The 21511-nt window shown below is 67.3% G+C and carries 21 protein-coding genes; 16 read left to right on the forward strand and 5 right to left on the reverse strand.

Going from position 1 to position 21511, the window contains the following annotated elements; genetic code table 11:
* The first annotated feature begins 32 nt into the window (after positions 1-32).
* The 10 genes from ABDW57_RS02410 (at position 33) to ABDW57_RS02455 (ending at position 8457) form a co-directional block, all read left to right on the forward strand.
* Positions 33-1289, forward strand: a complete 1257-nt coding sequence (locus ABDW57_RS02410) for a cyanophycinase (RefSeq protein ID WP_343728610.1) — start codon at positions 33-35, stop codon at positions 1287-1289.
* Between the two features lie 112 nt (positions 1290-1401).
* Positions 1402-1836, forward strand: coding sequence for a DoxX family protein (locus tag ABDW57_RS02415; protein WP_343728611.1), 435 nt, complete (start codon positions 1402-1404; stop codon positions 1834-1836).
* 56 nt (positions 1837-1892) lie between these two features.
* Entirely contained in the window at positions 1893-2177 is a 285-nt protein-coding gene (locus ABDW57_RS02420; protein WP_343728612.1) for a DUF2282 domain-containing protein, read from the forward strand.
* Positions 2177-3070, forward strand: a complete 894-nt coding sequence (locus ABDW57_RS02425; protein ID WP_343728613.1) for an alpha/beta hydrolase — start codon at positions 2177-2179, stop codon at positions 3068-3070. Before ABDW57_RS02420 ends, ABDW57_RS02425 begins: the two co-directional genes overlap by 1 nt.
* A gap of 18 nt (positions 3071-3088) precedes the next feature.
* Complete coding sequence (locus ABDW57_RS02430) at positions 3089-3373, forward strand: hypothetical protein (RefSeq protein WP_343728614.1); 285 nt, start codon at positions 3089-3091, stop codon at positions 3371-3373.
* Positions 3374-3431: 58 nt separating this feature from the next.
* Complete coding sequence (locus ABDW57_RS02435) at positions 3432-4289, forward strand: DUF692 domain-containing protein (RefSeq protein WP_343728615.1); 858 nt, start codon at positions 3432-3434, stop codon at positions 4287-4289.
* Positions 4286-5080: a DNA-binding domain-containing protein gene (locus tag ABDW57_RS02440; protein ID WP_343728616.1), complete on the forward strand. Its 795-nt coding sequence runs from the start codon at positions 4286-4288 to the stop codon at positions 5078-5080. The genes ABDW57_RS02435 and ABDW57_RS02440 overlap by 4 nt, the downstream gene beginning before the upstream one ends.
* Positions 5073-6203, forward strand: a complete 1131-nt coding sequence (locus ABDW57_RS02445) for an alpha/beta hydrolase (RefSeq protein WP_343728617.1) — start codon at positions 5073-5075, stop codon at positions 6201-6203. Before ABDW57_RS02440 ends, ABDW57_RS02445 begins: the two co-directional genes overlap by 8 nt.
* A gap of 306 nt (positions 6204-6509) precedes the next feature.
* A complete protein-coding gene (locus tag ABDW57_RS02450; protein WP_343728618.1) occupies positions 6510-7907 on the forward strand; it encodes an IgA Peptidase M64 in 1398 nt (465 codons plus the stop codon).
* A gap of 79 nt (positions 7908-7986) precedes the next feature.
* A complete protein-coding gene (locus ABDW57_RS02455; RefSeq protein WP_343728619.1) occupies positions 7987-8457 on the forward strand; it encodes a hypothetical protein in 471 nt (156 codons plus the stop codon).
* A 100-nt stretch (positions 8458-8557) separates the two neighbouring features.
* Here the strand turns inward: ABDW57_RS02455 and parC are convergent, their stop codons facing one another.
* Together parC and ABDW57_RS02465 are read right to left on the reverse strand one after the other, a co-directional pair.
* Entirely contained in the window at positions 8558-10867 is a 2310-nt protein-coding gene (gene parC, locus ABDW57_RS02460; protein ID WP_343729105.1) for a DNA topoisomerase IV subunit A, read from the reverse strand.
* Between the two features lie 380 nt (positions 10868-11247).
* Positions 11248-13245: a DNA topoisomerase IV subunit B gene (locus ABDW57_RS02465; protein WP_343728620.1), complete on the reverse strand. Its 1998-nt coding sequence runs from the start codon at positions 13243-13245 to the stop codon at positions 11248-11250.
* Between the two features lie 210 nt (positions 13246-13455).
* Here ABDW57_RS02465 and ABDW57_RS02470 point away from each other — a divergent pair, with 210 nt between their 5' ends.
* Together ABDW57_RS02470 and ABDW57_RS02475 are read left to right on the forward strand one after the other, a co-directional pair.
* Positions 13456-13971 (forward strand): hypothetical protein, encoded by a 516-nt coding sequence (locus ABDW57_RS02470; RefSeq protein WP_343728621.1) that lies wholly within the window; start codon positions 13456-13458, stop codon positions 13969-13971.
* A 10-nt stretch (positions 13972-13981) separates the two neighbouring features.
* A complete protein-coding gene (locus ABDW57_RS02475; protein ID WP_343728622.1) occupies positions 13982-14719 on the forward strand; it encodes a TorF family putative porin in 738 nt (245 codons plus the stop codon).
* Here the strand turns inward: ABDW57_RS02475 and ABDW57_RS02480 are convergent.
* From ABDW57_RS02480 to dapA, 3 genes are all read right to left on the reverse strand, one after another.
* Complete coding sequence (locus ABDW57_RS02480) at positions 14716-15360, reverse strand: hypothetical protein (protein ID WP_343728623.1); 645 nt, start codon at positions 15358-15360, stop codon at positions 14716-14718. The two genes, ABDW57_RS02475 and ABDW57_RS02480, sit on opposite strands and share 4 nt — an antisense overlap.
* Positions 15361-15587: 227 nt before the next feature.
* Positions 15588-16151, reverse strand: coding sequence for a hypothetical protein (locus ABDW57_RS02485; RefSeq protein ID WP_343728624.1), 564 nt, complete (start codon positions 16149-16151; stop codon positions 15588-15590).
* Positions 16148-17095 (reverse strand): 4-hydroxy-tetrahydrodipicolinate synthase, encoded by a 948-nt coding sequence (dapA, locus tag ABDW57_RS02490; protein ID WP_343728625.1) that lies wholly within the window; start codon positions 17093-17095, stop codon positions 16148-16150. The genes ABDW57_RS02485 and dapA overlap by 4 nt, the downstream gene beginning before the upstream one ends.
* A gap of 193 nt (positions 17096-17288) precedes the next feature.
* Here dapA and ABDW57_RS02495 point away from each other — a divergent pair, with 193 nt between their 5' ends.
* From ABDW57_RS02495 to kdpB, 4 genes are read left to right on the forward strand one after another with little or no spacing between them, the layout of a single operon-like run.
* Positions 17289-17381: a potassium ABC transporter ATPase gene (locus ABDW57_RS02495; protein WP_211923326.1), complete on the forward strand. Its 93-nt coding sequence runs from the start codon at positions 17289-17291 to the stop codon at positions 17379-17381.
* Positions 17378-17467 (forward strand): K(+)-transporting ATPase subunit F, encoded by a 90-nt coding sequence (kdpF, locus tag ABDW57_RS02500; protein WP_343728626.1) that lies wholly within the window; start codon positions 17378-17380, stop codon positions 17465-17467. The genes ABDW57_RS02495 and kdpF overlap by 4 nt, the downstream gene beginning before the upstream one ends.
* A gap of 1 nt (position 17468) precedes the next feature.
* Complete coding sequence (gene kdpA, locus ABDW57_RS02505; RefSeq protein ID WP_343728627.1) at positions 17469-19280, forward strand: potassium-transporting ATPase subunit KdpA; 1812 nt, start codon at positions 17469-17471, stop codon at positions 19278-19280.
* A gap of 9 nt (positions 19281-19289) precedes the next feature.
* Complete coding sequence (gene kdpB / locus ABDW57_RS02510; protein WP_343728628.1) at positions 19290-21473, forward strand: potassium-transporting ATPase subunit KdpB; 2184 nt, start codon at positions 19290-19292, stop codon at positions 21471-21473.
* Positions 21474-21511 lie beyond the last annotated feature (38 nt).

Consider the following 21511-nt stretch of genomic DNA (forward strand, 5'->3'; position numbering starts at 1 on the left):
ACCCCGCCGGTCGGGGTCAGCCCGGAGTTCCCATGCGCATGCTGATCCACTTCCTGTTCCACGCCGTGCTGCTGCTGGCCGTGCCGGCCGGCGCCGGCGCCGGCGCCGCCCCGGCCGGCGCCGCGGACGCCGCGGATGCCGCGGCCGATCCGCCGCGCGGCTCGCTGGTCATCATCGGCGGCGGCCTGCGCCCCGACAACGACGCCGTCTGGCAGCGCATTGTGGCGCTGGCGGGCGGGCCGGGCGCGCGCATCGCCGTGTTCGCCTCGGCGGCGGCCGACCCCGCCCCGGTGGCGGCCGCCATCGTCGACTACCTGAAACGCTATGGCGCCGACGCCTTCCAGGTGCCGCTGGCGGTCAAGCTGGCCGACAGCGACTACCGCCGGGCCGCCGACGACCCGCTGCTGGCCGACGCCGTGCGCGGCGCCGCCGGCGTGTTCTTTTCCGGCGGCGACCAGGCCCGCATCACCCAGGCGCTGGTGCGCCCGGACGGCAGCCGCAGCGCCGTGCTGGACGCGGTGTGGGACCTCTACCGGCGCGGCGGCGTGGTGGCCGGCAACAGCGCCGGCGCGGCCGTCATGAGCAGCACCATGTTTTACGCCCCCAAGACCGTGTTTGCCACCCTGCGCGGCGGCGTGCGCGAGGGCGAGGAAATCGCTCCCGGCCTCGGCTTCATCGGCAACGACGTGTTTGTCGACCAGCACTTCCTGGTGCGCGGCCGCTTTGCCCGCATGATCCCGGCCATGCTGGCCAAGGGCTATAAATACGGCCTCGGCATCGATGAAAACACCGCCATGGTGGTCGATCCGCAGCGCCGCGTGGAAATCGTCGGCAGCAAAGGCGCGCTGCTGGTCGACCTGACGCGCGCCAGCACCGACCACGCGCGGCCCGGCTTCAATGTCAGCAACGCCGTGATCAGCTACCTCGACCGCGGCGACCTGTACGACCTGGCCAGCCACACCTTCACCCCGTCCGCGGCCAAGGCCGGCGGCAAGCTGGGCGCGCGCGCCGACCTCGGCGCCGAACCCGTGTTCTCGCCCGACATCCTGGGCCGCAACGCCCTGGTGCCGTTGATGGAAAACCTGATGAACAACCGCCGCAGCGAGGCCATCGGCATTGCCACCAGCGGGCGCAACGGCACGCTGCCCGAGCTGGGCTTCCAGTTCACCCTCAGCAAGACGCGCGACAGCGTGGCCTACGCCGCGGCCGCGCCGTACAGCTATTCCATCCTGCGCATGCGGCTTGACATCCGGGCGCTGGACCTCGGCCAGTCGCTGTCCACGCAATAAGCAAAAAATAATTCGCATCCGATTCAATCAAATGCGATTGACTTCAGCGGCATGCGTGGGTATGATTCATCTCATCCGATGCAAACGGATGCGATTAATAACCGGAGTCCCCATGAATGCACTGAGTTTCGCCGCGCCGCTGCGCGCCCGCCTGCCGGCCCTGCTGCCGCCCGCCCTGCAATTGCTGCTGGCGCGGGTGGGCATCGCGGCCGTGTTCTTCCTGTCCGGCCGCACCAAGGTGCAGGACTGGCTGACCATCAAGCCCTTGACCTATGAACTGTTCCGCACGGAATACGCCCTGCCGCTGATCCCGGCCGAGCTGGCCGCGCCCATGGCCGCCTACGCCGAGCACCTGTTCCCGCTGCTGCTGGTGCTGGGCCTGGGCACCCGGGTCGCGGCGCTGGCGCTGCTGGGCATGACGGCCGTGATTGAAGTGTTCGTCTATCCGGGCGCCTGGCCGACCCATTTGCTGTGGAGCGCCGTGCTGCTGCCGCTGATCGCCCAGGGCGGCGGCGCCTGGTCGCTCGACCGTCTTTTGTTCAAGTAATTACTCGTATCCGATGTTATCGAATGCGCTTTTAACCCTGTGAGAAAGGAAACACCATGACCATCCCCCGCACCGCGCTGGCCGCCTCGCTGGCCCTGACCGTGGCCACCCTGGCCGCCGGCGCCCACGCTGCCGAGGCCGCCAAGCCGGCCACCGAAAAATGCTACGGCGTGGCCAAGGCCGGCCACAACGACTGCGCCGCCGGCGCCGGCACCACCTGCGCCGGCACCTCCTCGGTCGACTACCAGGGCGACGCCTGGACCCTGGTCGAGAAGGGCACGTGCACCCGGATCAAGACGCCGAAAGGCTACGGCTCGCTGACGCCGAAGGAGAAAAAATAATGCGCGCCATCCTGGCCCTGAAAGCGGCCGCCATCGCCGCCGCGCTGCTGGCCGCCGCCGGCGGCCTGACCCCGGCCCAGGCCCAGGCCGCGCCGGTGGCGCCGTCGGCCGCTGGCCCAGCCGCCGCCCCTGCCTTCGCCGCGTCAGTCGCCGCTGCCGCACCGGCCGCCGCTGCCCCCGCTGCCGCTGGCAGCGCTACCGCGGCCGCCGCCGCCGGCGCACGCAACGTCGTCATCGTGCCGGGCTCCTTTGTCGACGGTTCCGGCTGGCGCGTGGTGTTCGACATCCTGTACCACGCCGGCTACCACGTCACCATCGCCAACCAGCCGCACACCAGCTTTGACGACGACATCGCCGCCGCCCGCGAAGTGCTGGACCAGCAGGTCGGTCCGGTGGTGCTGGTCGGCCACAGCTCCGGCGGTGCCATCATCTCCGCCGCCGGCGCCCGCGACAAGGTCAAGGCCCTGGTCTACGTCTCCGCGCTGCTGCCGGACGTCGGCGAAAGCCTGGCGCAGGTGCTGGGTTCCATGCCCGCGCCGAGCAACTCGGTGGTGGCCACGCAGGACGGCCACCTGTTCTTCGACCGCGCCAGATTCCACGCCGACTTCGGCGCCGACCTGGCCGAAAACCGCACCAACTTCATGGCCGCCGCCCAGGTGCCGGCCACCACGGCCGCCTTCACCACCCAGATCTGGTCGGCGGCGTGGCGCAGCAAACCGAGTTACGCCATCGTCTCCACCGACGACCGCGCGCTCAGCCCCGACCTGCAGCGCTGGATGTACCAGCGCGCCGGCGCCCGGGTGACCGAGATCAAGGCCAGCCACCTGGTCTACATCTCCCAGCCGGAGAAAGTCGCCGACGTTATTTTGACCGCCGCGCACAACGCGCACTAACCTGAAGGAGTACCACCCATGAGCACTACCACCCGTCTGAGCATCGCCGCCGCTTCCGCCATGCTGGCACTGGCCTCGCTGGCCATCGGCACCAACGTCCACGCCGCCGAGCAGACCCAGAAGGCCGACAAGAGCGACCCGCTCGGCCGCTGCTACGGCATCAACACCTGCAAGGGCACCAGCCTGTGCGCCACCGCCAAGAACGACTGCAAAGGCCTGAATAACTGCAAGGGCGAGGGCGTGCTGGTGAAAACCAAAAGCGCCTGCCTGGCCGCCGGCGGCACCCTGACCGAACCGAAGTAACCTTCACGCGGCCCGGCCATTGTCAGCGCCGGGCCATTCACCGATGAGCGAGCCAGCGATGCCCCTACAACCCTACTCAGGCTATGGACTGGGCCTGCGCAAAGAGCACTACCGCGAATTCCTGGACACCCGGGTGGCAGTGGATTTTGTCGAGGTCATTTCCGAAAACTTCATGGTGGACGGCGGCCAGCCGCGCCACATCCTGCGCCAGGTGCGCGAACGGCACCCGGTGGTGCTGCACGGCGTGTCGATGTCGATCGGCTCGGCCGACGGCCTGCGCGCCGATTACCTCAGGCGCCTGAAGGCGCTGGTGGACGAGATCGAGCCGCTGTTTGTATCCGACCATCTGAGCTGGTCGCGCATCGGCGGCTTCAACTCGCACGACCTGCTGCCGCTGCCCTACACCGAGGAAGCGCTGGAGCTGGTGTGCGCCAACATCCATCAGGCGCAGGATGCGCTGGGGCGCGCCATGCTGTTCGAGAATCCGTCCAGCTATCTGGCCTTCAACGGCGCCGCCATGAGCGAGTGGGCGTTCCTGCGCGAGATGAGCCGGCGCACCGGCTGCGGCCTGCTGCTGGACGTCAACAACATCTACGTCAGCGCGACGAACAACGGCTTCAGCACCGCCGACTTCCTGGCCGGCCTGCCGTACGACGCCGTGCGCCAGATCCATCTGGCCGGCCATAGCCAGGGCGCCGATCTGCTGATCGACACCCACGACAGCCCGGTGTGCGAGGCGGTATGGCAGCTGTACGCACAGGTGATGGCGCGCGTCGGCCCGGTTGCCACCATGATCGAGCGCGACGACCATATCCCGCCGCTGGACGATCTGCTGCACGAACTGGCGATCGCGCGCCAGCTGGGCGCGGTGCGGGCGTGGGACCGTGAACGCATGGCGCAGCGGGAGGCCGCATGATGCTGGCCGACCTGCAGCGCGACTTCCAGCAGTGGCTGGTGACGGCCACCCCGGGCGCCGCCATGCGCGCCGCCGCCGGCCACGGCCCGCGCGCCGACGCCGGGCTGGCGGTCTATCAGAACAACTACCGCGCGCAGCTGGTGGGCGCGCTGCAGGCCTGCTATCCCAAACTGCAGGCGTGGCTGGGCGAGGACGCGTTCCGCCGGGCCGCCATCACCCATATCGACGCCCATCCGCCGCACGCGTGGACGCTGGACGCCTATGCCGACGGCTTCGCGCCAACGCTGGCGGCGCTGTATCCGGACAATCCGGACCTGCACGAGCTGGCGTGGATCGAGCACGCGCTGGGCGCGGCCTTTGTCGCTGCCGATGCCACGCCGCTGGCGCTGGACGGTCTGGCCGGCGTCGACTGGGACAGCGCGCGGCTGCGGCTGACGCCATCGCTGCGCACCGCGCCGGCGCAGACCAATGCGGAGCAGGTGTGGTCGGCGTTGTGGGAGGAGCGCGCGGTGCCGGAGAGCGCAATGCTGGCCGAGCAGGGCGGTTTGCTGGTCTGGCGGCGCGGCTATCGCGCCTACCTGAAGCAGGTCGACGCGCAGGAATACGAGGCGCTGCTGCAACTGCAAAGCGACGGCAGCTTCGCCGCACTGTGCGCGTGGCTGGCCGCGCGCCACGGCGAGGCGGCCGGCGTGGCGCAAGCCGGCCAACTGCTGGCAGGCTGGCTTGCCAGCGAACTGATTACTGACATTGACGGCGCCAGCGCCGCTACGAAAGGAGCATCCTATGACTGACGCTATTCAACACCGCCGCCGCTTCCTGCTGGCCGCTGCCGGCACCGCAGGCGCGCTGCTGACGACGCAGGCCGCCGCCAACACTGGAGCCGCCAGTGCCGCCAGCGCTGGCGCCGCCGGCGTCACTGGCGCGACCAGCGCGCACGCTGCCGCGGCGCGCACAGGGCGCAACAAGCCGCTGGCGCCGCCGACGCGCCCGACCGCGCCGCTGCCCTTGCTGCCGGTACAGCAGGTACAGACCGACACCCTGGACATCGGCTACCACGAAGCCGGCCCGGCCGACGGCCGCCCGCTGATCCTGCTGCACGGCTTCCCCTACGACATCCACAGCTACGCCGAGGTCGCGCCGATGCTGGCGAAGCAGGGCTACCGCGTGCTGGTGCCCTACCTGCGCGGCCACGGCACCACGCGCTTCCTCGACGACGCCACACCGCGCGCCGGCCAGCAAGCCGCCATCGGCCAGGATCTGATCGACTTCATGGATGCGCTGCACATCCCCGAAGCCGTGCTGGCGGGCTACGACTGGGGCGGCCGCGCGGCTTGCGTGATGGCCGCGCTCAAGCCCTCGCGCGTGGTGGGGCTGGTTTCGGTCAACAGCTACCTGATCCAGGATATCGCCAAAGCCGCGTTGCCGGCGCCGGCCAAGGTGGAAGCGGGCTTCTGGTACCAGTTCTACTTCCTGACCGAGCGTGGCCGCGCGGGGCTGACCGCCAACCGCGACGACATCGCCCGCATCATGTGGGAAGGGAACTCGCCCAGCTGGCACTTTGACGGCCCGACCTTCCTGCGCACCGCGCAAGCGTTCCAGAATCCGGACTATGTCGACGTGGTGATCCACTCCTACCGCCACCGCCTCGGCCACGCCGATGGCTTCCCCGACTACGCAGCCCAGGAAGCCAAACTGGCCGCGTTGCCGGCGATCCGGGTGCCGACCATTACCATGGACGGCATCGACGACGGCGTCATCGCCGCCACCGACGGCAGCGCGTCGGCGGCCAGATTCAGCGGCACGCGCAAGCACCTGCGCATTCCCGGCGCCGGCCACAACCTGCCGCAGGAAGCACCGCAAGCCTTTGCCGACGCCGTGGCCGAACTGGCCCGCACTGGCAAGTGGCGCACCTGAGCCGCGCGCGCCGGGCGCCACCGCGGTCGCGCCGCTACCGCAGTCCGCCATATGCCGCCGCGCACCACCGCGGTCGCGCCGCTACCGCAGTCGGCCATGCGCCGCCGCGCACCACCGCAGTCGCGCCGCTACCGCAGTCCGCCATGCGCCGCCGCGCACCACCGCAGTCGCGCCGCTACCGCAGTCCGCCATGCGCCGCCGCGTCGCTGCGGGCGGGCCGGCAGCGGCCGTGCCCGGCGCCGCTTGGTGGCGGCGAGCGGCGGGACTACAATGTCGGTCACGTTTTCAACTGACCGCAGGATCTCCATGCTCCGCTACCTCATCTCCCTGCTGGCGCTGTGGGCCGCCACCAGCGCGCTGGCCGCGCAACCGGCCACCATGCGCCTCGACTACCTCCACAGCGGCAACGCCAGCGAAGAACACTATGCGGTCGAACGCGTGGTGATCGAGCCGCTGCCGTGGCCCGGCAACCTGGCCCAGACCATCGACCGCACCAATCGCGGCAACAACCTGGTGGAAGTGGTGGACGCCAAAACCGGCAAGCTGCTCTACTCGCGCGGCTTCTCCACCGTGTTTGCCGAATGGCGCAGCACCGAGGAAGCGACGCACGCCGAGCGCGGCTTCCAGGAGTCGGTGCGTTTCCCGCGCCCCGAGCAGCCGGTCAAGGTGCGCATCCTCAAGCGCGACGACAGCAACCGCTTCGTGCCGGTATGGAGCACCGACGTCGACCCCAACGCCATGGACGTGATCCGCAAGCAGCCGCCGGCGCCGGTCAAGCCGATCGGCATCCGCGTCAACGGCCCGTCGCCCGACAAGGTCGACCTGCTGATCGTCGGCGATGGCTACACCCAGGCCGAGATGAAAAAATTTGAGGCTGCCGCGCGCCGCCTGGCCGACCACCTGTTTGCCACCTCGCCGTTCAAGGAGCGCGCCCGCGACTTCAATGTCTGGGCCATGGCCCTGCCGACCAGCGAGTCGGGCGTGTCGCGCCCCTCGACCGGCGTGCACAAGGAATCGCCGCTGGGCACCCGCTACGACATCTTTGGCAGCGAGCGCTACGTGCTGACCACTGACAACCGCGCCCTGCGCGAGCTGGCGCAGTACGCGCCGTATGAGTTCATCGAGATTTTGGTCAACAACGAGACCTACGGCGGCGGCGGCATCTTCGGCCAGTTCAGCACCGCGGCCGCCGGCAACGACTGGGCCAACTACCTGTTCGTGCACGAATTCGGCCACCACTTCGCCGGCCTGGCCGACGAGTACTACACCTCGCCGGTCGCTTACGCCACCGGCGGCGCGCGCCGCGAACCATGGGAACCCAACGCCACCGCGCTGCACGACCCGGCCCGACTGAAATGGCAAAAATTCGTCCAGGCCGGCACGCCGCTGCCGACGCCGTGGCCGAAAGCCGCCTACGAAACCGCCTCGCGCGCCTACCAGCAAGAGCGCGCCGCACTGCGCGCCGCCGACCGGCCGGAATCGGAAATGAGCGCGCTGTTCAAGCGCGACCTGCAGGAGAGCACGGCGCTGTTCTCGGCCGATCCGCAGCGCCACACAGTGGGTGCGTTCGAGGGCGCCAATTACGAGGCCAGCGGCTACTACCGGCCGCAAATGCAGTGCATCATGTTCGACCGCAGTGAACAGTTCTGTGCGGTGTGCGCGGACGCCATCCTGACCATCATCGACCTGTATTCGCGTCCTTAGTACGCTAGCGTACAGTGTGTGGCGGGGCGGCGGCCTAAGATGTGTCTCACGTACTCAACAACACCGAAAGGGATACACCATGAACAAGCTGATTGCCACCCTGATCGCCGGCCTGATGGCCACCGCCGCTTACGCCCAGACGTCGGACGTGGCCAAGGCGCAAGCCGATGCCAACAAAGACATCGCCAAGGCCGAACAGAAGGAACTGAAAGCCGACGCCAAGGCCGACAAGAAAGCCAACAAGGCCATCGCCAAGGCCGACAAGGTGCACGAAGAGCAACAGGCCAAAGTCGCCGTGGAGCAGGCCAAGGCCAACGAGAAAGTGGCCAAGGCCGACCCTGAAGACAAGGCCAAGGCCGCTGCCAAGGGCGACAAGGCGGTGGCCAAGGCTGAAGAGAAGGCCGAGAAGAAAACCGTGAAAGCCGACGCCAAGGCGATCAAGGAAACCGTGGACGCCACCGCCGACAAAGCCCTGGCCGCCAACAAGACCGCCGCCGTCAAAGCCAAGGCCGACGCCGAAGTCAAAGAAGCCGCCGCCAAGCAGCACTAAAAAAATCCGGGGTCAGGTCCGCCATTTCTACACGGCCTCAACCGTAGCGGTCGCTACGGTTGAGGCCGTGTAGAAATGGCGGACCTGACCCCGGAGTGGGTTAGACGATGGGCTGGAGGCCGGTCGGCTTGATTTTGGTCGCCAGTTCCTTGCCTTTGCGCGCGCGCTTGCCGAAGTGGACCGCCAGCGCCGAGGCCGACAGTTTTTCTTCCTGCGCCTTGCCGCCGCGCCCGCTGCCGTACACGGTCACGCCTTTCTGGCTGATCGGCTTGGCCGCCAGCAGTGTTTCCTTGTCCGCCAGCTCCATCAGGATCACGCCGCGGCCGCCGTTGGTCAGCACCTTCATTTCATCCATGCCAAACACCAGCACCCGCGCGCCCGAGGACAGCACCGCCACCGCGCTGGCCGTGTCCGGAATCACGGTCGGCGGCAGCGGCACGTCGCCGTCGTCCAGCGTGATGAACGATTTGCCGCCCTTGATGCGGCTGACCATGTCGCCGGCCTTGGTCTCGAAGCCGAAACCGGCGCTGGTGGCCAGCAGCAGGCGCGTCGCGGCAGCGCCGGCAAAGTAGTGCAGGATGCGCGCGCCCGGCGCCAGGTCGATCAGGGTGGTGACCGGCACGCCGTCGCCGCGCGCGTTCGGCAGCGCCGCCACCGGCACCGAGTACACTTTGCCGTTGCTGCCAAAGGCCAGCAGGTGGTCGACCGTGCGGCATTCGAAGGCGCCGTACAGGCTGTCGCCGGCCTTGAAGGTGAACTGGCTGGCGTCGTGGCCGATGCCGCTGCGGGCGCGGATCCAGCCTTTCTCGGAAATGATGACGGTGACCGGTTCGTCCACCACCTTCTGCTCGATCACGGCTTTCTGCGCTTCTTCGATCAGGGTGCGGCGGGCGTCGCCGTAGACCTTGGCGTCGCTCTCGATTTCCTTGATGATGGCGCGCTTCATCGACGCCGGGTTGTCCAGCAGGTCTTGCAGCAGCTGCTTTTCCTTGCGCAGCTCGGCCAGTTCCTGTTCGATCTTGATCGCTTCCAGCCGCGCCAGCTGGCGCAGGCGGATTTCCAGGATGTCTTCGGCCTGGATCTCGCTCAGGTGGAAGCGCGCGATCAGCGCCGCCTTCGGCTCGTCGGCGTTGCGGATGATGTGGATCACTTCATCGATGTTGAGCAGGATGGTCTGCCGCCCTTCGAGGATGTGGATGCGGGCGTCCACCTTGCCCAGCTTGAACTGCGAGCGGCGCGTGACGGTGGCAAAGCGGAAGGTGATCCATTCGCTCAGGATGTCGCTCAGGCCTTTCTGGCGCGGCCGGCCGTCGCCGCCGATCATCACCAGGTTGATCGAGGCCGACGATTCGAGCGAGGTGTGCGCCAGCAGCAGCAGCATGAATTCGGTCTGGTCCTGGTTTTTCGATTTCGGCTCGAACACCAGGCGCACCGGCGCGTTGCGGCCCGATTCGTCGCGGATGGTGTCAAGCGAATTGAGGATCAGCGATTTCAGCGCCAGCTGTTCCGGCGACAGCGCTTTCTTGCCGAGCTTGATCTTCGGGTTGGTCAGCTCTTCGATTTCTTCCAGCACTTTTTGCGCCGAGGTGCCCGGCGGCAGTTCGGTCACCACCGCCTGCCACTGGCCGCGCGCCAGTTCCTCGATCTTCCAGCGCGCCCGCACTTTCATCGAGCCGCGGCCGCTGGCGTACATGTCGGCAATCTGCGCTGGCGGCGTGATGATCTGGCCGCCGCCGGGGAAGTCCGGGCCCGGCAGCAGCGCCATCAGCTCGGCGTGGCTGATCTTGGGGTGCTTGATCATGGCCACCGTGGCCTGCGCCACTTCGCCCAGGTGGTGCGACGGGATTTCGGTGGCCAGGCCGACCGCGATGCCGGAGGCGCCGTTCAGCAGCACCATCGGCAGGCGCGCCGGCAGCAGGGTCGGTTCCTCGGTCGAGCCGTCGTAGTTGGCCTGGAAGTCGACCGTGCCAAGGTTGATTTCGTCCAGCAGGACTTTGGCGATCGGCGTCAGGCGCGCTTCGGTGTAGCGCATGGCCGCCGCGCCGTCGCCGTCGCGCGAGCCGAAGTTGCCCTGGCCGTCGATCAGCGGGTAGCGCAGCGAGAAGTCCTGCGCCATGCGCACCATGGCGTCGTACACCGACTGGTCGCCGTGCGGGTGCAGCTTGCCCAGCACGTCGCCCACCACGGTGGCCGATTTGCGCGGCTTGGCGCTGCTGTTCAGGCCCATTTCGTTCATGGCGTACAGGATGCGGCGCTGCACCGGCTTCTGGCCGTCGCACACGTCGGGCAGGGCGCGCCCTTTCACCACCGAGATGGCGTAGTCGAGGTAGGCGCGTTCGGCAAAGGTGGACAGGGTCAGGGCGTCGCCGCCATCGCCATCGCCGCCGCCGCCCAGCGGGCCGCCGAACATGCCGCCGCCGCCATCGCCGCCGCTGCCGCCATCGCTGCCGCCGGCCGCGTGGGCGCTATCGGTGGCGGCGCTGCCGTCCGTGTCGGCGGGCGCGGGCTGGCCGTGGGCGTGCGCTTCGGCGGCGGCGTGGGCCGCCGCTTGCGCCGCGCTGTGGACCGGGTCGGCGGCGGCGCCGGGGCGGGCGGCGTTGGGCGCCGAGGCTGGCGCGGGCGCGGGTTTGCTGTCTTCCGGCAGCGCTTCGTCAAAGAGATTTGCTTGCGTCATGGTGTGTATGCTTGTGTAGTCAGTCCGGCGTCGTTGCGGCGCCGGCCGGAATCCATGCGGCGCGTTCCGGCCGGCTCAGCATGGATTCCGGCCTGCGCCGGAATGACGATGGTGCGTCAGATATCTGCTTCGGCTTCGTTGCCGTGTTCCTCGATCCAGGCGCGGCGCGCGGCCGCTTCGCCTTTGCCCATCAACATATTGAAGCGGGCCGCCGATTCGTGCAGGCCGTAGCCGCCCAGCGCCACCGGCAGCAGGCGGCGGGTGTCCGGGTTCATGGTGGTTTCCCACAGCTGCTCGGCGTTCATCTCGCCCAGGCCCTTGAAGCGCGAGATCGACCACGCGCCTTCCTTCAGGCCATCCTTGCGCAGCTTGTCCTCGATGGCCACCAGTTCGCCGTCGTCCAGCGCGTACAGCTTCTGGATCGGCTTCTTGCCGCGCGCCGGCGCGTCCACCCGGTACAGCGGCGGGCGGGCGATGCAGATGTGGCCGTTGGCGATCAGCGCCGGGAAGTGGCGGAAGAACAGGGTCAGCAGCAAGACCTGGATGTGCGAGCCGTCGACGTCGGCATCAGACAGGATGCAGATTTTGCCGTAGCGCAGCCCCGACAGGTCGGGGGTGTCGTGCGGCGTGTGCGGATCGACGCCGATCGCCACCGAGATGTCGTGGATTTCGTTGTTGGCAAACAGGCGGTCCTTGTCGGTTTCCCAGGAATTGAGCACCTTGCCGCGCAGCGGCAGGATGGCCTGGAATTCCTTGTCGCGGCCCATCTTGGCCGAGCCGCCGGCCGAGTCGCCCTCGACCAGGAACAGTTCGGTGCGGGCGGCATCGGTCGATTCGCAGTCGGTCAGCTTGCCCGGCAGCACCGCCACGCCCGAGGATTTTTTCTTTTCGACTTTTTGCGCCGAGCGCAGGCGCGACTGCGCCTGCTTGATCACCAGCTCGGCCAGCTTTTTGCCGTAGTCGACGTGGTGGTTCAGCCACAGCTCCAGCGCCGGCTTGGCGAAGGTCGACACCAGGCGCACGGCGTCGCGCGAATTCAGGCGCTCCTTGATCTGGCCCTGGAATTGCGGGTCCAGCACCTTGGCCGACAGCACGAACGAGACGCGCGCGAACACGTCTTCCGGCAGCAGCTTGACGCCTTTCGGCAGCAGCGAGTGCATTTCCACGAAGTTTTTCACCGCGCCGTACAGGCCGTCGCGCAGGCCCGATTCGTGGGTGCCGCCGTTGGGGGTGGGGATCAGGTTGACGTAGGATTCGCGCACCACCGCGCCCTGTTCGGTCCAGGCCACCACCCACGAGGCGCCTTCGCCCTCGGCAAAGCCCTCGGCGTCGGGGCCGGCGAACTGCTCGCCCTCGAACAGCGGGATCAGGGTGTCGCCGTCGGTGGCTTGCGCCAGCGCCTCGGTCAGGTAGCCGCGCAGGCCGTCGTTGTACTGCCAGGTCTGCGCTTCGCCGGTCTTGGCATTGGCCAGCGTGACCGACACGCCCGGCAGCAGCACGGCCTTGGAGCGCAGCAGGCGTTGCAGCTCGACGGGCGAGATGGCGGCGCTGTCGAAGTATTTGGGGTCCGGCCAGACGGTAACCCGGGTGCCGGACTTTTTGGCGTCGCGCGGGGCCACGGCGGAGCTGAGCGGCTCGACCACATCGCCGTTTTCAAACACCAGGTGGTGCAGGCCGGTGCCGTTCGGCTCCTTGCGCCAGACCGTGATTTCCAGGCGCTTGGCCAGCGCGTTGGTGACCGACACGCCGACGCCGTGCAGGCCGCCCGAGAAGGCGTAGGCGCCGCCCTTGCCCTTGTCGAACTTGCCGCCGGCGTGCAGGCGGGTGAACACGATTTCCACGGTGGGCACGCCTTCTTCCGGGTGCAGGCCGACCGGGATGCCGCGGCCGTCGTCTTCCACCGTGACGCTGCCGTCAGCGTTCTGGGTCACGATGATGTTCTTGCAATTGCCGCCCAGCGCCTCGTCGGCGGCGTTGTCGATCACTTCCTGGATGATGTGCAGCGGGTTCTCGGTGCGGGTGTACATGCCCGGGCGTTGCTTGACGGGCTCCAGGCCCTTGAGGACGCGGATGGAGGATTCGCTGTAGTCGGAAACGGGTTTTTTAGTGGCCATACGAGCAAGCTTGTTTTCTTGATACTGGGTTTATGTACAGTTCATGCATAGATTGCGTATTCTATCCTCAACTGCGCAGGCTGCGCGGCAAAAATTGCGCGCCGCGCAATTTATACACGATGTTTACCACGCCAGCCGGCCTTTTTAGACCGTTTTTACGCCGCGGCCGATAAGCTTTCCGGTATCGCAACGCTGAATCGGAGGTCTGTCATGCATGCCTATTTCCACACCCAAGCTGCCCAGCGCCGCGCCAGACCGGCGCCGCGCGCCTGCCTGATGCTGCTGACCGTGGACGCGGCCGCGCTGAGCGAGCTGCGGGCGCTGGTGATGCGCACCTGCGGCGACGCCATGCAGTTCATGCGGGTCGAGGCCTGCGACCACGGCGCGCGCGCCAAGGTCTGGCTGTGCCTGTCCCGCGCGCTGGCCGGGCAGGTGATGGTGGCGGTGATGCGCGCCTTGCCGGGCGCGGAGTTCGGCCGCATGACGCCGCTGGCCGCCTCGGCGCGCGCCATCCGCGGCCGCGCGCTGCTCGACGAGCTGGAACTGCTGCGCAGCCGCTACAACGACATCGTGATCGACACCGAGGGGCGCGACACCGCCGACTCGCGCGCCGCGGTGCGCGCTTTTGCGGCGCGGGTGATGTCGGCCACGCTGGCCAGCACCATTATTCGCGGCACCGCGCCGGCCGACATGGACGCGCTATACCGCGAAGTTTTCAACCACTGATAGGACTATTATGAAAAAGTTTGTATTCGTCGCAGCGCTGGCTGCTGTGTTTTCCGCTCACGCCGAGGAGGCAGCGCCGGCCGCTACGCCGGACAACGCGGTCAGCTTCAACGTGGCGGTGGTCAGCGATTACCGTTATCGCGGCATCTCGCAGACGCGCTTGCAGCCGGCCTTGCAGGGCGGCGCGGATTACGTCAACAATCCGACCGGCCTGTATGCCGGCGCGTGGGCCTCGACCATCACCTGGATCAAGGATGCGGGCGGCGACGGCAACGTGGAGCTGGACCTGTATGCCGGCAAGCGCGGGCAGGTGAGCGAGGCCGTCTCGTACGATGTCGGCGTGCTGACTTACGTGTATGCGTCCAACAGCCTGCCGGTCAGCGCCAATACCACCGAGATTTACGGTCAGCTCGGTTATGGCCCGGCCTACGTCAAATACTCGCACGCGGTGACCAACCTGTTTGGTTTCGCCGACAGCAAAAACAGCGGCTATCTTGATGTGGGCGCCAACATCGATGCGGGCGATGGCTGGACCGTCAACCTGCACGGCGGCCGCCAGAATGTGAAGCACAACGATGCGGCGTCCTACACGGACTGGAAGCTGGGCGTGACCAAGGACTTCGGCGCGGTGTCCGGCGCGCTGGCCGTGATCGGCACCAACGCGCAGGAAGCGGCGTATACCTCGGCCGCCAATGGTAAATTCCTTGGCAAGACCGCGCTGCAGCTGACCATCAGCAAGGTGTTCTAAGAGGCTGGGCGCGGCAGGGCGGCGTGCTGCCCGTTCTGCTTATGGCGCTTGCCGTGCTTGCGGCCTTTGCCTCCCCGGCGGCGCTTGCCTGTTTTGCCGGAAGTGCCGGCGTCCGCCCGGCCAGGCAGTTTTGCTGGCGTGGCGGGTACGGCTGGCATTGCGGGGCTGGTGGCGGCGGTCTGCTGCGCTTCGGCGGCGCCGAACAGGCGCGCGATCAGTGCTTTCTGCTGCGCGCGGCAGGTGTCGGCCAATATCCATTGTTCGTTGCCCGGAAATCGCAGCCAGACGACTTTCCAGGCGTTGCGGTTGCCGCTGCCCTTCAGGTTGGCAAAGGCGGACGGCGACAGCGATTGTTCGCCGCAGCGAATGTCGCTGCCCTGCACCACGGCGAAATACGGCGCGCGCCCAAAGCTGGCGCGCAGCCGCGTGCCCTCGGGCAGGAAAACTTGCTTCCACTGGTAGCCGGCGTCGGCCACGGCGTCCGGTTGGGCTTTGGCCGCAGGCTGCGGCTTCATGTAGGCGCGGATGGCATCGCAAATGGCCGGTTCGATCTCCCAACCCGCCCAAGGCTTGTCGGCGAAAACACCAAACTCCTGCATCAGTTCGTTCGGCAGACGGTAGGGAAAGGTGAAGGTACCCATGGTGGGGGGCTCCGAAAAAGGCGTTTTACTAAGCGCTACTAGTTCCGACTAAGCGTTACTAAAGCGCGCTATGGCTTACTAAAATATCTGTGCTGATATGTATTAGAGCGGCCATGCGCGCTTTTAGTTCCGTTTATTTTTTCGCTAGAGCGAAATATCAGCGTTTATTAGTGGGTAGTACGGATTAGGCGATTTTAGTAAAACGCCGAAAAAAAAAGACCCACACCCTATATCGTCCCGGAAGGGCGGAAGATTTCGCGGTAGAGATGGCGCACTTCCGCAGCACACAGTTTGTGGTCTTGCTTATAGGCCTGAAGTTCCAGTTCGCTGTGGCGCGAGTGGTAGGTGGTGGCGCTGTCGTCCAGGACCAGCGTGTCGGCCAGCCGGGCGTGCGGCAACTGGGCAACGAACACCAGCAGGCAGCCTGTCTGGTGCGCCGTCAGTGGGCGCCGGCCGTGCGCCACCGTCACCAGCAGGCGGGCCGCAGGATTGGCGCGCTGCGCCAGCCGCAGGCGCGCCAGCAAGGCAGCGTATTGGTCCGGCTGCTCCAGCGTTGCCGGCTGCAGCAGCGCCAGAATCACGCCGGCGCGCGCCAGTGTGGCATCCGCCTTGGGCGCGCCTTGCGGCGAGGCGTTGACCACCAGATCGTCATAGAGCTGCGCATCGTAAGCGCCGGGATTGGGCGCCACCAGCAGCACGCGCTTGCCGGCGGCCACGCGCAGCATGGCCAAGTCTTCGGCCAGATCGGCGACGGTGCCGTCGCCGTCCACACCGGTCAGGGCGACGATCATAAGGCCCCCACCGCGTGAGCCAGCGAATAGCGCGCCGATGCCGGCGCCGCTGCAGTGCTGTGGCAGCGCGGCAGGCGGTCCAATGCCTCCAGCGCGGCGGCCAGTTGCTGCTTGCAGGCCGTGGTGGCGGGCACCATCGGCAGGCGCAGTTCGTCGCGCAGCAGGCCTTGCATCGACAGCGCGGCCTTGAGCGGGGCCGGATTCGGTTCGGAGAACAGCAGCTGCATCATCGGCAGCAGCACGGCCGCCAGCGTACGCGCCTGATCGAGCCGCTGCGCGCGCACCAGATCAAACAGCTGCACATACAAATCGGTGCGGATATGCGCCGACGCCGAAATCGCGCCATGCGCGCCGCCGCACAACGCGGCAAACAGCAGCACATCGTCGCCGCACAGCACCGACAAAGGCGTGTGCTGCATGAGGGAGCTCATCTGCCGCAGGCTGCCGCCGGCCTCCTTGATGGCGGCGAACTGCGGGCGCTCGGCCAGCCGGCGCGCCGTGGCCAGCTCCAGGTGCACGCCGGTGCGGGCCGGCACGTTGTACAGCACGATAGGGCGGCTGGTGGCGTCGGCGATGGTCTCGAAATGGCGCAGCAAGCCTTCCTGCGACGGCCGCACATAGGCCGGCGTGGAGACCAGATAGCCGGCCAACTCCGCGTCGTCAAACTCCAGCACCCGGCTGGCGGCAGCAAAGGTGTCGCTGCCGCCTATGCCCATCAGCACCGGGCAGCGCTTGCGCGCCACCTCCAGCACCGCGGCCAGCGCCGCGCTCTGTTCAGACAAATCCAGCTGCGGCGCCTCGCCGGTGGTGCCGCACACCACCAGCCCGTGGGCGCCGTCGGCGATCACGCGCTCGGCCAGCCGCTGCAAGCGCGACAGATCGAGTTCGCCGTGCAGCATCGGCGTGACCAGCGGCACCCAGATGCCGTATAAACAAGTGTCCATGATGTCCATCGGTAGTTGCCATGGTTCCAGGGTAGCGGCAGGCCCGTAAAAACGTTCTAAATAACGCCGCGCCGCCCGCAAACGCGGCGTAAATTTTTACGCTTTGTTTACACCCCGCCGCCAAGTCTTTACACAGTTTTTAGACCCTTTTGGCTAACCTTCACCCTATCAAAACGAGACCTGTGAGGGTGTGATGGACTTTGTATTTATCGGCGCCACGGCGCTGTTTTTCCTGCTGACGGTGGCGATGGCCGCCGGCTGCGACAAATTGGGAGGCCAGCCATGAACACGTTTTATGTGATCGGCGCCATCGCCTCGGCCGGCCTGCTGGTGTATCTGGTGGCGGCCCTGCTGAAAGCGGAGGACCTGTAACATGACCACCCAATCTATCGTGCTGCTGATCGTGTTCCTGGCCGTGCTGCTGGCACTGGCCTGGCCGCTCGGCATGGTGCTGGCGCGCATCGGCGACGGCAGCGCTGCGCCGGTGCCCGGCATGGGCTGGATGGCGCGCATCGAGCACCTGATCTACCGCGCCGCCGGTGTCGACCCGAAACAGGGGCAGGGCTGGAAGGCCTACGCCATCTCGCTGCTGCTGTTCAGCGTGATCGGCGCGCTGGTCACCTACGGCCTGCAACGGGTGCAGGCGTGGCTGCCGCTCAATCCGCAGGCGATGGCCAACGTCAGCCCGGATTCGGCGTTTGACACCGCCGTCAGCTTTGTGGCCAACACCAACTGGCAGGGCTACAGCGGCGAGCAGACCATGGGCTACCTGACCCAGATGCTGGTGCTGGCGGCGCAGAACTTCTTCTCGGCCGCCACCGGCATCGCCGTCGCCTATGCGCTGATTCGCGGCTTTGCCGCGCGCTCGGCCCAATCGATCGGCAACTTCTGGGTCGATATCACGCGCGCCACGCTGTACCTGCTGCTGCCGCTGTCGCTGCTGTTCGCGGTGTTCCTGATGGGGCAGGGCGTGATCCAGAATTTCTCGCCCTACAAAGAGGTCCAGCTGCTGGACGCGGTCACCTACACCCAGCCGAAGGTGGGCGCCGACGGCCAGCCGCTGAAGGACGCGCAAGGCCAGCCGGTGACCGAAACGCTGACCACCCGCACCCAGACCATTGCCATGGGCCCGGTGGCCTCGCAGGAAGCGATCAAGATGCTGGGCACCAATGGCGGCGGCTTCTTCAACGCCAACTCGGCGCATCCGTATGAAAACCCCACCGCGCTGAGCAACTTCGCCCAGATGCTGGCCATCTTCCTGATCCCGGCCGGCCTGTGCTTCGCCTTCGGCCGCATGGTGGGCGACCCGCGCCAGGGCTGGGCGGTGCTGGGCGCGATGACCATCCTGTTCGTGGCCTGCACCGTGTGCGTGCTGGGCGCCGAGCAGGCCGTGCATCCGGGGCTGCAGGCGCTCAACGTCGACCAGACGGCCAGCGCGCTGCAGGCCGGCGGCAATATGGAAGGCAAGGAGACGCGCTTTGGCATCAGCGCTTCGGCCCTGTTCGCGGCCGTCACCACGGCCGCCTCGTGCGGCGCGGTCAACGCCATGCATGACTCCTTCATGCCGGCCGGCGGCCTGATCCCGATGCTCTTGATCCAGTTCGGCGAAGTGATTTTCGGCGGCGTCGGTTCGGGCCTGTACGGCATGCTGATCTTTGCCATCCTGGCGGTGTTCATCGCCGGCCTGATGATCGGCCGCACGCCCGAATACCTGGGCAAGAAAATCCAGGCGTATGAGATGAAGATGACCGCGATCGCCATCCTGGTCACGCCGACGCTGGTGCTGGCCGGCACCGCGATTGCGGTCATGTGCGAGGCCGGCACGGCCGGTGTGGCCAACCCGGGCGCGCACGGCTTCTCGGAAATCCTGTACGCCTTCAGCTCGGCCGCCAACAACAACGGCAGCGCGTTTGCCGGGCTGTCGGCCAACACGCCGTTCTACAACACCATGCTGGCGATCGCCATGTGGTTCGGCCGCTTCGCCATGATCGTGCCGATTCTGGCAATTGCCGGTTCGCTGGCCGGCAAGCAGCGCCTGGCGGCCAACGCCGGCACCATGCCGACCCACGGCGCCATGTTCATCGGCCTGCTGTGCGGCGTGGTGGCGCTGGTCGGCGTATTGAATTACGTGCCGGCGCTGGCGCTTGGTCCGGTCGTCGACCACCTGCAGCTGTTTGCCCAATAAGGAGTCACCATGTCACAAGCTAGTACATTGTTTACCAATCCGCCGGCCAGGAAGCTGCGCATGTTCGAATCGACGCTGGTGCTGCCGGCCATGGCCGACGCCTTGCGCAAGCTGCATCCGCGCACCCAGCTGCGCAGTCCCGTGATGTTCGTGGTCTACGTCGGCAGCATCATCACCACCTTGCTGGCGGCGCAGGCGCTGGGTGGCAAGGGCGAGGCGCCGTTCGGCTTCATCGCCGCCAGCGCCGTGTGGCTGTGGTTCACGGTGCTGTTCGCGAATTTCGCCGAAGCGCTGGCCGAGGGCCGCAGCAAGGCGCAGGCGGCCTCGCTGCGCAGCCTGAAACAGCGCGTGACGGCCAAGAAGCTGGCCACGCCCAAGCATGGCACCACCTGGCTGCCGGCACCGGCGCTGGAGCTGCGCAAGGGCCACTATATCCTGGTCGAAGCCGGCGACGTGATCCCGATCGACGGCGAAGTGATCGAAGGCGTGGCTTCGGTTGACGAAAGCGCCATCACCGGCGAATCGGCGCCGGTGATCCGCGAATCGGGCGGCGATTTCTCGTCGGTCACCGGCGGCACGCGCGTGCTGTCGGACTGGCTGGTGGTGCGCGTCAGCGCCAACCCGGGCGAGACCTTCCTCGACCGTATGATCACCATGGTGGAAGGCGCCAAGCGCCAGAAGACCCCCAACGAAATCGCCCTGACCATCCTGCTGGTGGCGCTGACCATCGTGTTCCTTGTGGTGACCGTGACCCTGCTGCCGTTCTCGCTGTTCTCGGTCAGCGCCGCCGGCGCCGCAGGTGTGGCAAGTAAGCCGGTCACCATCACCGTGCTGATCGCGCTCCTGGTGTGCCTGATCCCGACCACCATCGGCGGCCTGCTGTCGGCGATCGGCGTGGCCGGCATGAGCCGCATGATGCAGGCCAACGTGATTGCCACCTCGGGCCGCGCGGTGGAAGCGGCCGGCGACGTCGACGTGCTGCTGCTCGATAAAACCGGCACCATCACGCTCGGCAACCGCCAGGCCGCGGCCTTCGTGCCGGCGCCCGGCGTGAGCGAGCAGCAGCTGGCCGAGGTGGCGCAACTGGCCTCGCTGGCCGACGACACGCCGGAAGGGCGCTCCATCGTGGTGCTGGCCAAGCAGAAGTTCAACATCCGCGAACGCAAGATGGCGGCGCTGAACGCGACGTTCGTGCCGTTCAGCGCGCAGACCCGCATGAGCGGCATCGACCTGCCGGCCGGCGCGGGCGGCGGCGCCGATGGCCTGGCGCATGGCGCCGTGACCACGGGCGGCGCGGTGCGCAGCATCCGCAAGGGCGCGGCGGAGACGGTGCGCCAGTACCTGGCCTCGCTCGGCCAGCCGTATCCGGCCGCAGTGGCGCGCGCGGTGGACGACATCGCGCGCCGCGGCAGCACGCCGCTGGTGGTGGTCGATAGCGCCGGCGCCGGCACGCCGGCCGTGATGGGCGTGGTCGAGCTGAAGGACATCGTCAAGGGCGGCATCAGGGAGCGTTTCGCCGAGCTGCGTCGCATGGGCATCAAGACCGTGATGATCACCGGCGACAACAAGCTGACCGCCGCCGCCATCGCCGCCGAGGCGGGCGTGGACGACTTCCTGGCCGAAGCCACGCCGGAAGACAAATTAAAACTGATCCGCAGCTACCAGGCCGAAGGCCGGCTGGTGGCCATGACCGGCGACGGCACCAACGACGCGCCGGCGCTGGCGCAGGCCGACGTCGCGGTGGCGATGAACTCGGGCACGCAGGCAGCCAAGGAAGCGGGCAACATGGTCGACCTGGACTCGAACCCGACCAAGCTGCTGGAAATCGTCGAAATCGGCAAGCAGATGCTGATGACGCGCGGCGCGCTGACCACCTTCTCGATCGCCAACGACATCGCCAAGTACTTCGCCATCATCCCGGCGGCGTTTGTCGGCACCTTCCCGCAACTGCAGGCGCTCGACATCATGCACCTGGCCAGCCCGGCGTCGGCCATCATGTCGGCGGTGATCTTCAACGCCTTGATCATCGTGGTGCTGATCCCGCTGGCGCTCAAGGGGGTGCGCTACCGCGCGATCGGCGCCGTGGCCCTGCTGCGCCGCAACCTGCTGCTGTACGGCGTGGGCGGCATTGTCCTGCCGTTCATCGGCATCAAGGCCATCGACCTGCTGCTGGCCGCATTCAACCTCGTCTAACCCGTCGCTCCCGCGCAGGCGGGAATGACGGCTGAACT

Origin of the sequence: Duganella sp., from assembly GCF_039595735.1 — a bacterium.
Classification (GTDB): domain Bacteria; phylum Pseudomonadota; class Gammaproteobacteria; order Burkholderiales; family Burkholderiaceae_D; genus Rugamonas.

Coding starts and splice junctions, on each gene's coding strand:
- dapA (WP_343728625.1), bottom strand. CDS start 17,095: ATGGACACTTGTTTATACGGCATCTGGGTGCCGCTGGTCACGCCGATG.
- ABDW57_RS02415 (WP_343728611.1), top strand. CDS start 1,402: ATGAATGCACTGAGTTTCGCCGCGCCGCTGCGCGCCCGCCTGCCGGCC.
- ABDW57_RS02445 (WP_343728617.1), top strand. CDS start 5,073: ATGACTGACGCTATTCAACACCGCCGCCGCTTCCTGCTGGCCGCTGCC.
- ABDW57_RS02470 (WP_343728621.1), top strand. CDS start 13,456: ATGCATGCCTATTTCCACACCCAAGCTGCCCAGCGCCGCGCCAGACCG.
- ABDW57_RS02430 (WP_343728614.1), top strand. CDS start 3,089: ATGAGCACTACCACCCGTCTGAGCATCGCCGCCGCTTCCGCCATGCTG.
- ABDW57_RS02480 (WP_343728623.1), bottom strand. CDS start 15,360: ATGGGTACCTTCACCTTTCCCTACCGTCTGCCGAACGAACTGATGCAG.
- kdpB (WP_343728628.1), top strand. CDS start 19,290: ATGTCACAAGCTAGTACATTGTTTACCAATCCGCCGGCCAGGAAGCTG.
- ABDW57_RS02465 (WP_343728620.1), bottom strand. CDS start 13,245: ATGGCCACTAAAAAACCCGTTTCCGACTACAGCGAATCCTCCATCCGC.
- ABDW57_RS02485 (WP_343728624.1), bottom strand. CDS start 16,151: ATGATCGTCGCCCTGACCGGTGTGGACGGCGACGGCACCGTCGCCGAT.
- ABDW57_RS02475 (WP_343728622.1), top strand. CDS start 13,982: ATGAAAAAGTTTGTATTCGTCGCAGCGCTGGCTGCTGTGTTTTCCGCT.
- ABDW57_RS02420 (WP_343728612.1), top strand. CDS start 1,893: ATGACCATCCCCCGCACCGCGCTGGCCGCCTCGCTGGCCCTGACCGTG.
- ABDW57_RS02495 (WP_211923326.1), top strand. CDS start 17,289: ATGGACTTTGTATTTATCGGCGCCACGGCGCTGTTTTTCCTGCTGACG.
- ABDW57_RS02410 (WP_343728610.1), top strand. CDS start 33: ATGCGCATGCTGATCCACTTCCTGTTCCACGCCGTGCTGCTGCTGGCC.
- kdpA (WP_343728627.1), top strand. CDS start 17,469: ATGACCACCCAATCTATCGTGCTGCTGATCGTGTTCCTGGCCGTGCTG.
- ABDW57_RS02450 (WP_343728618.1), top strand. CDS start 6,510: ATGCTCCGCTACCTCATCTCCCTGCTGGCGCTGTGGGCCGCCACCAGC.
- ABDW57_RS02435 (WP_343728615.1), top strand. CDS start 3,432: ATGCCCCTACAACCCTACTCAGGCTATGGACTGGGCCTGCGCAAAGAG.
- kdpF (WP_343728626.1), top strand. CDS start 17,378: ATGAACACGTTTTATGTGATCGGCGCCATCGCCTCGGCCGGCCTGCTG.
- ABDW57_RS02425 (WP_343728613.1), top strand. CDS start 2,177: ATGCGCGCCATCCTGGCCCTGAAAGCGGCCGCCATCGCCGCCGCGCTG.
- parC (WP_343729105.1), bottom strand. CDS start 10,867: ATGTTCGGCGGCCCGCTGGGCGGCGGCGGCGATGGCGATGGCGGCGAC.
- ABDW57_RS02455 (WP_343728619.1), top strand. CDS start 7,987: ATGAACAAGCTGATTGCCACCCTGATCGCCGGCCTGATGGCCACCGCC.
- ABDW57_RS02440 (WP_343728616.1), top strand. CDS start 4,286: ATGATGCTGGCCGACCTGCAGCGCGACTTCCAGCAGTGGCTGGTGACG.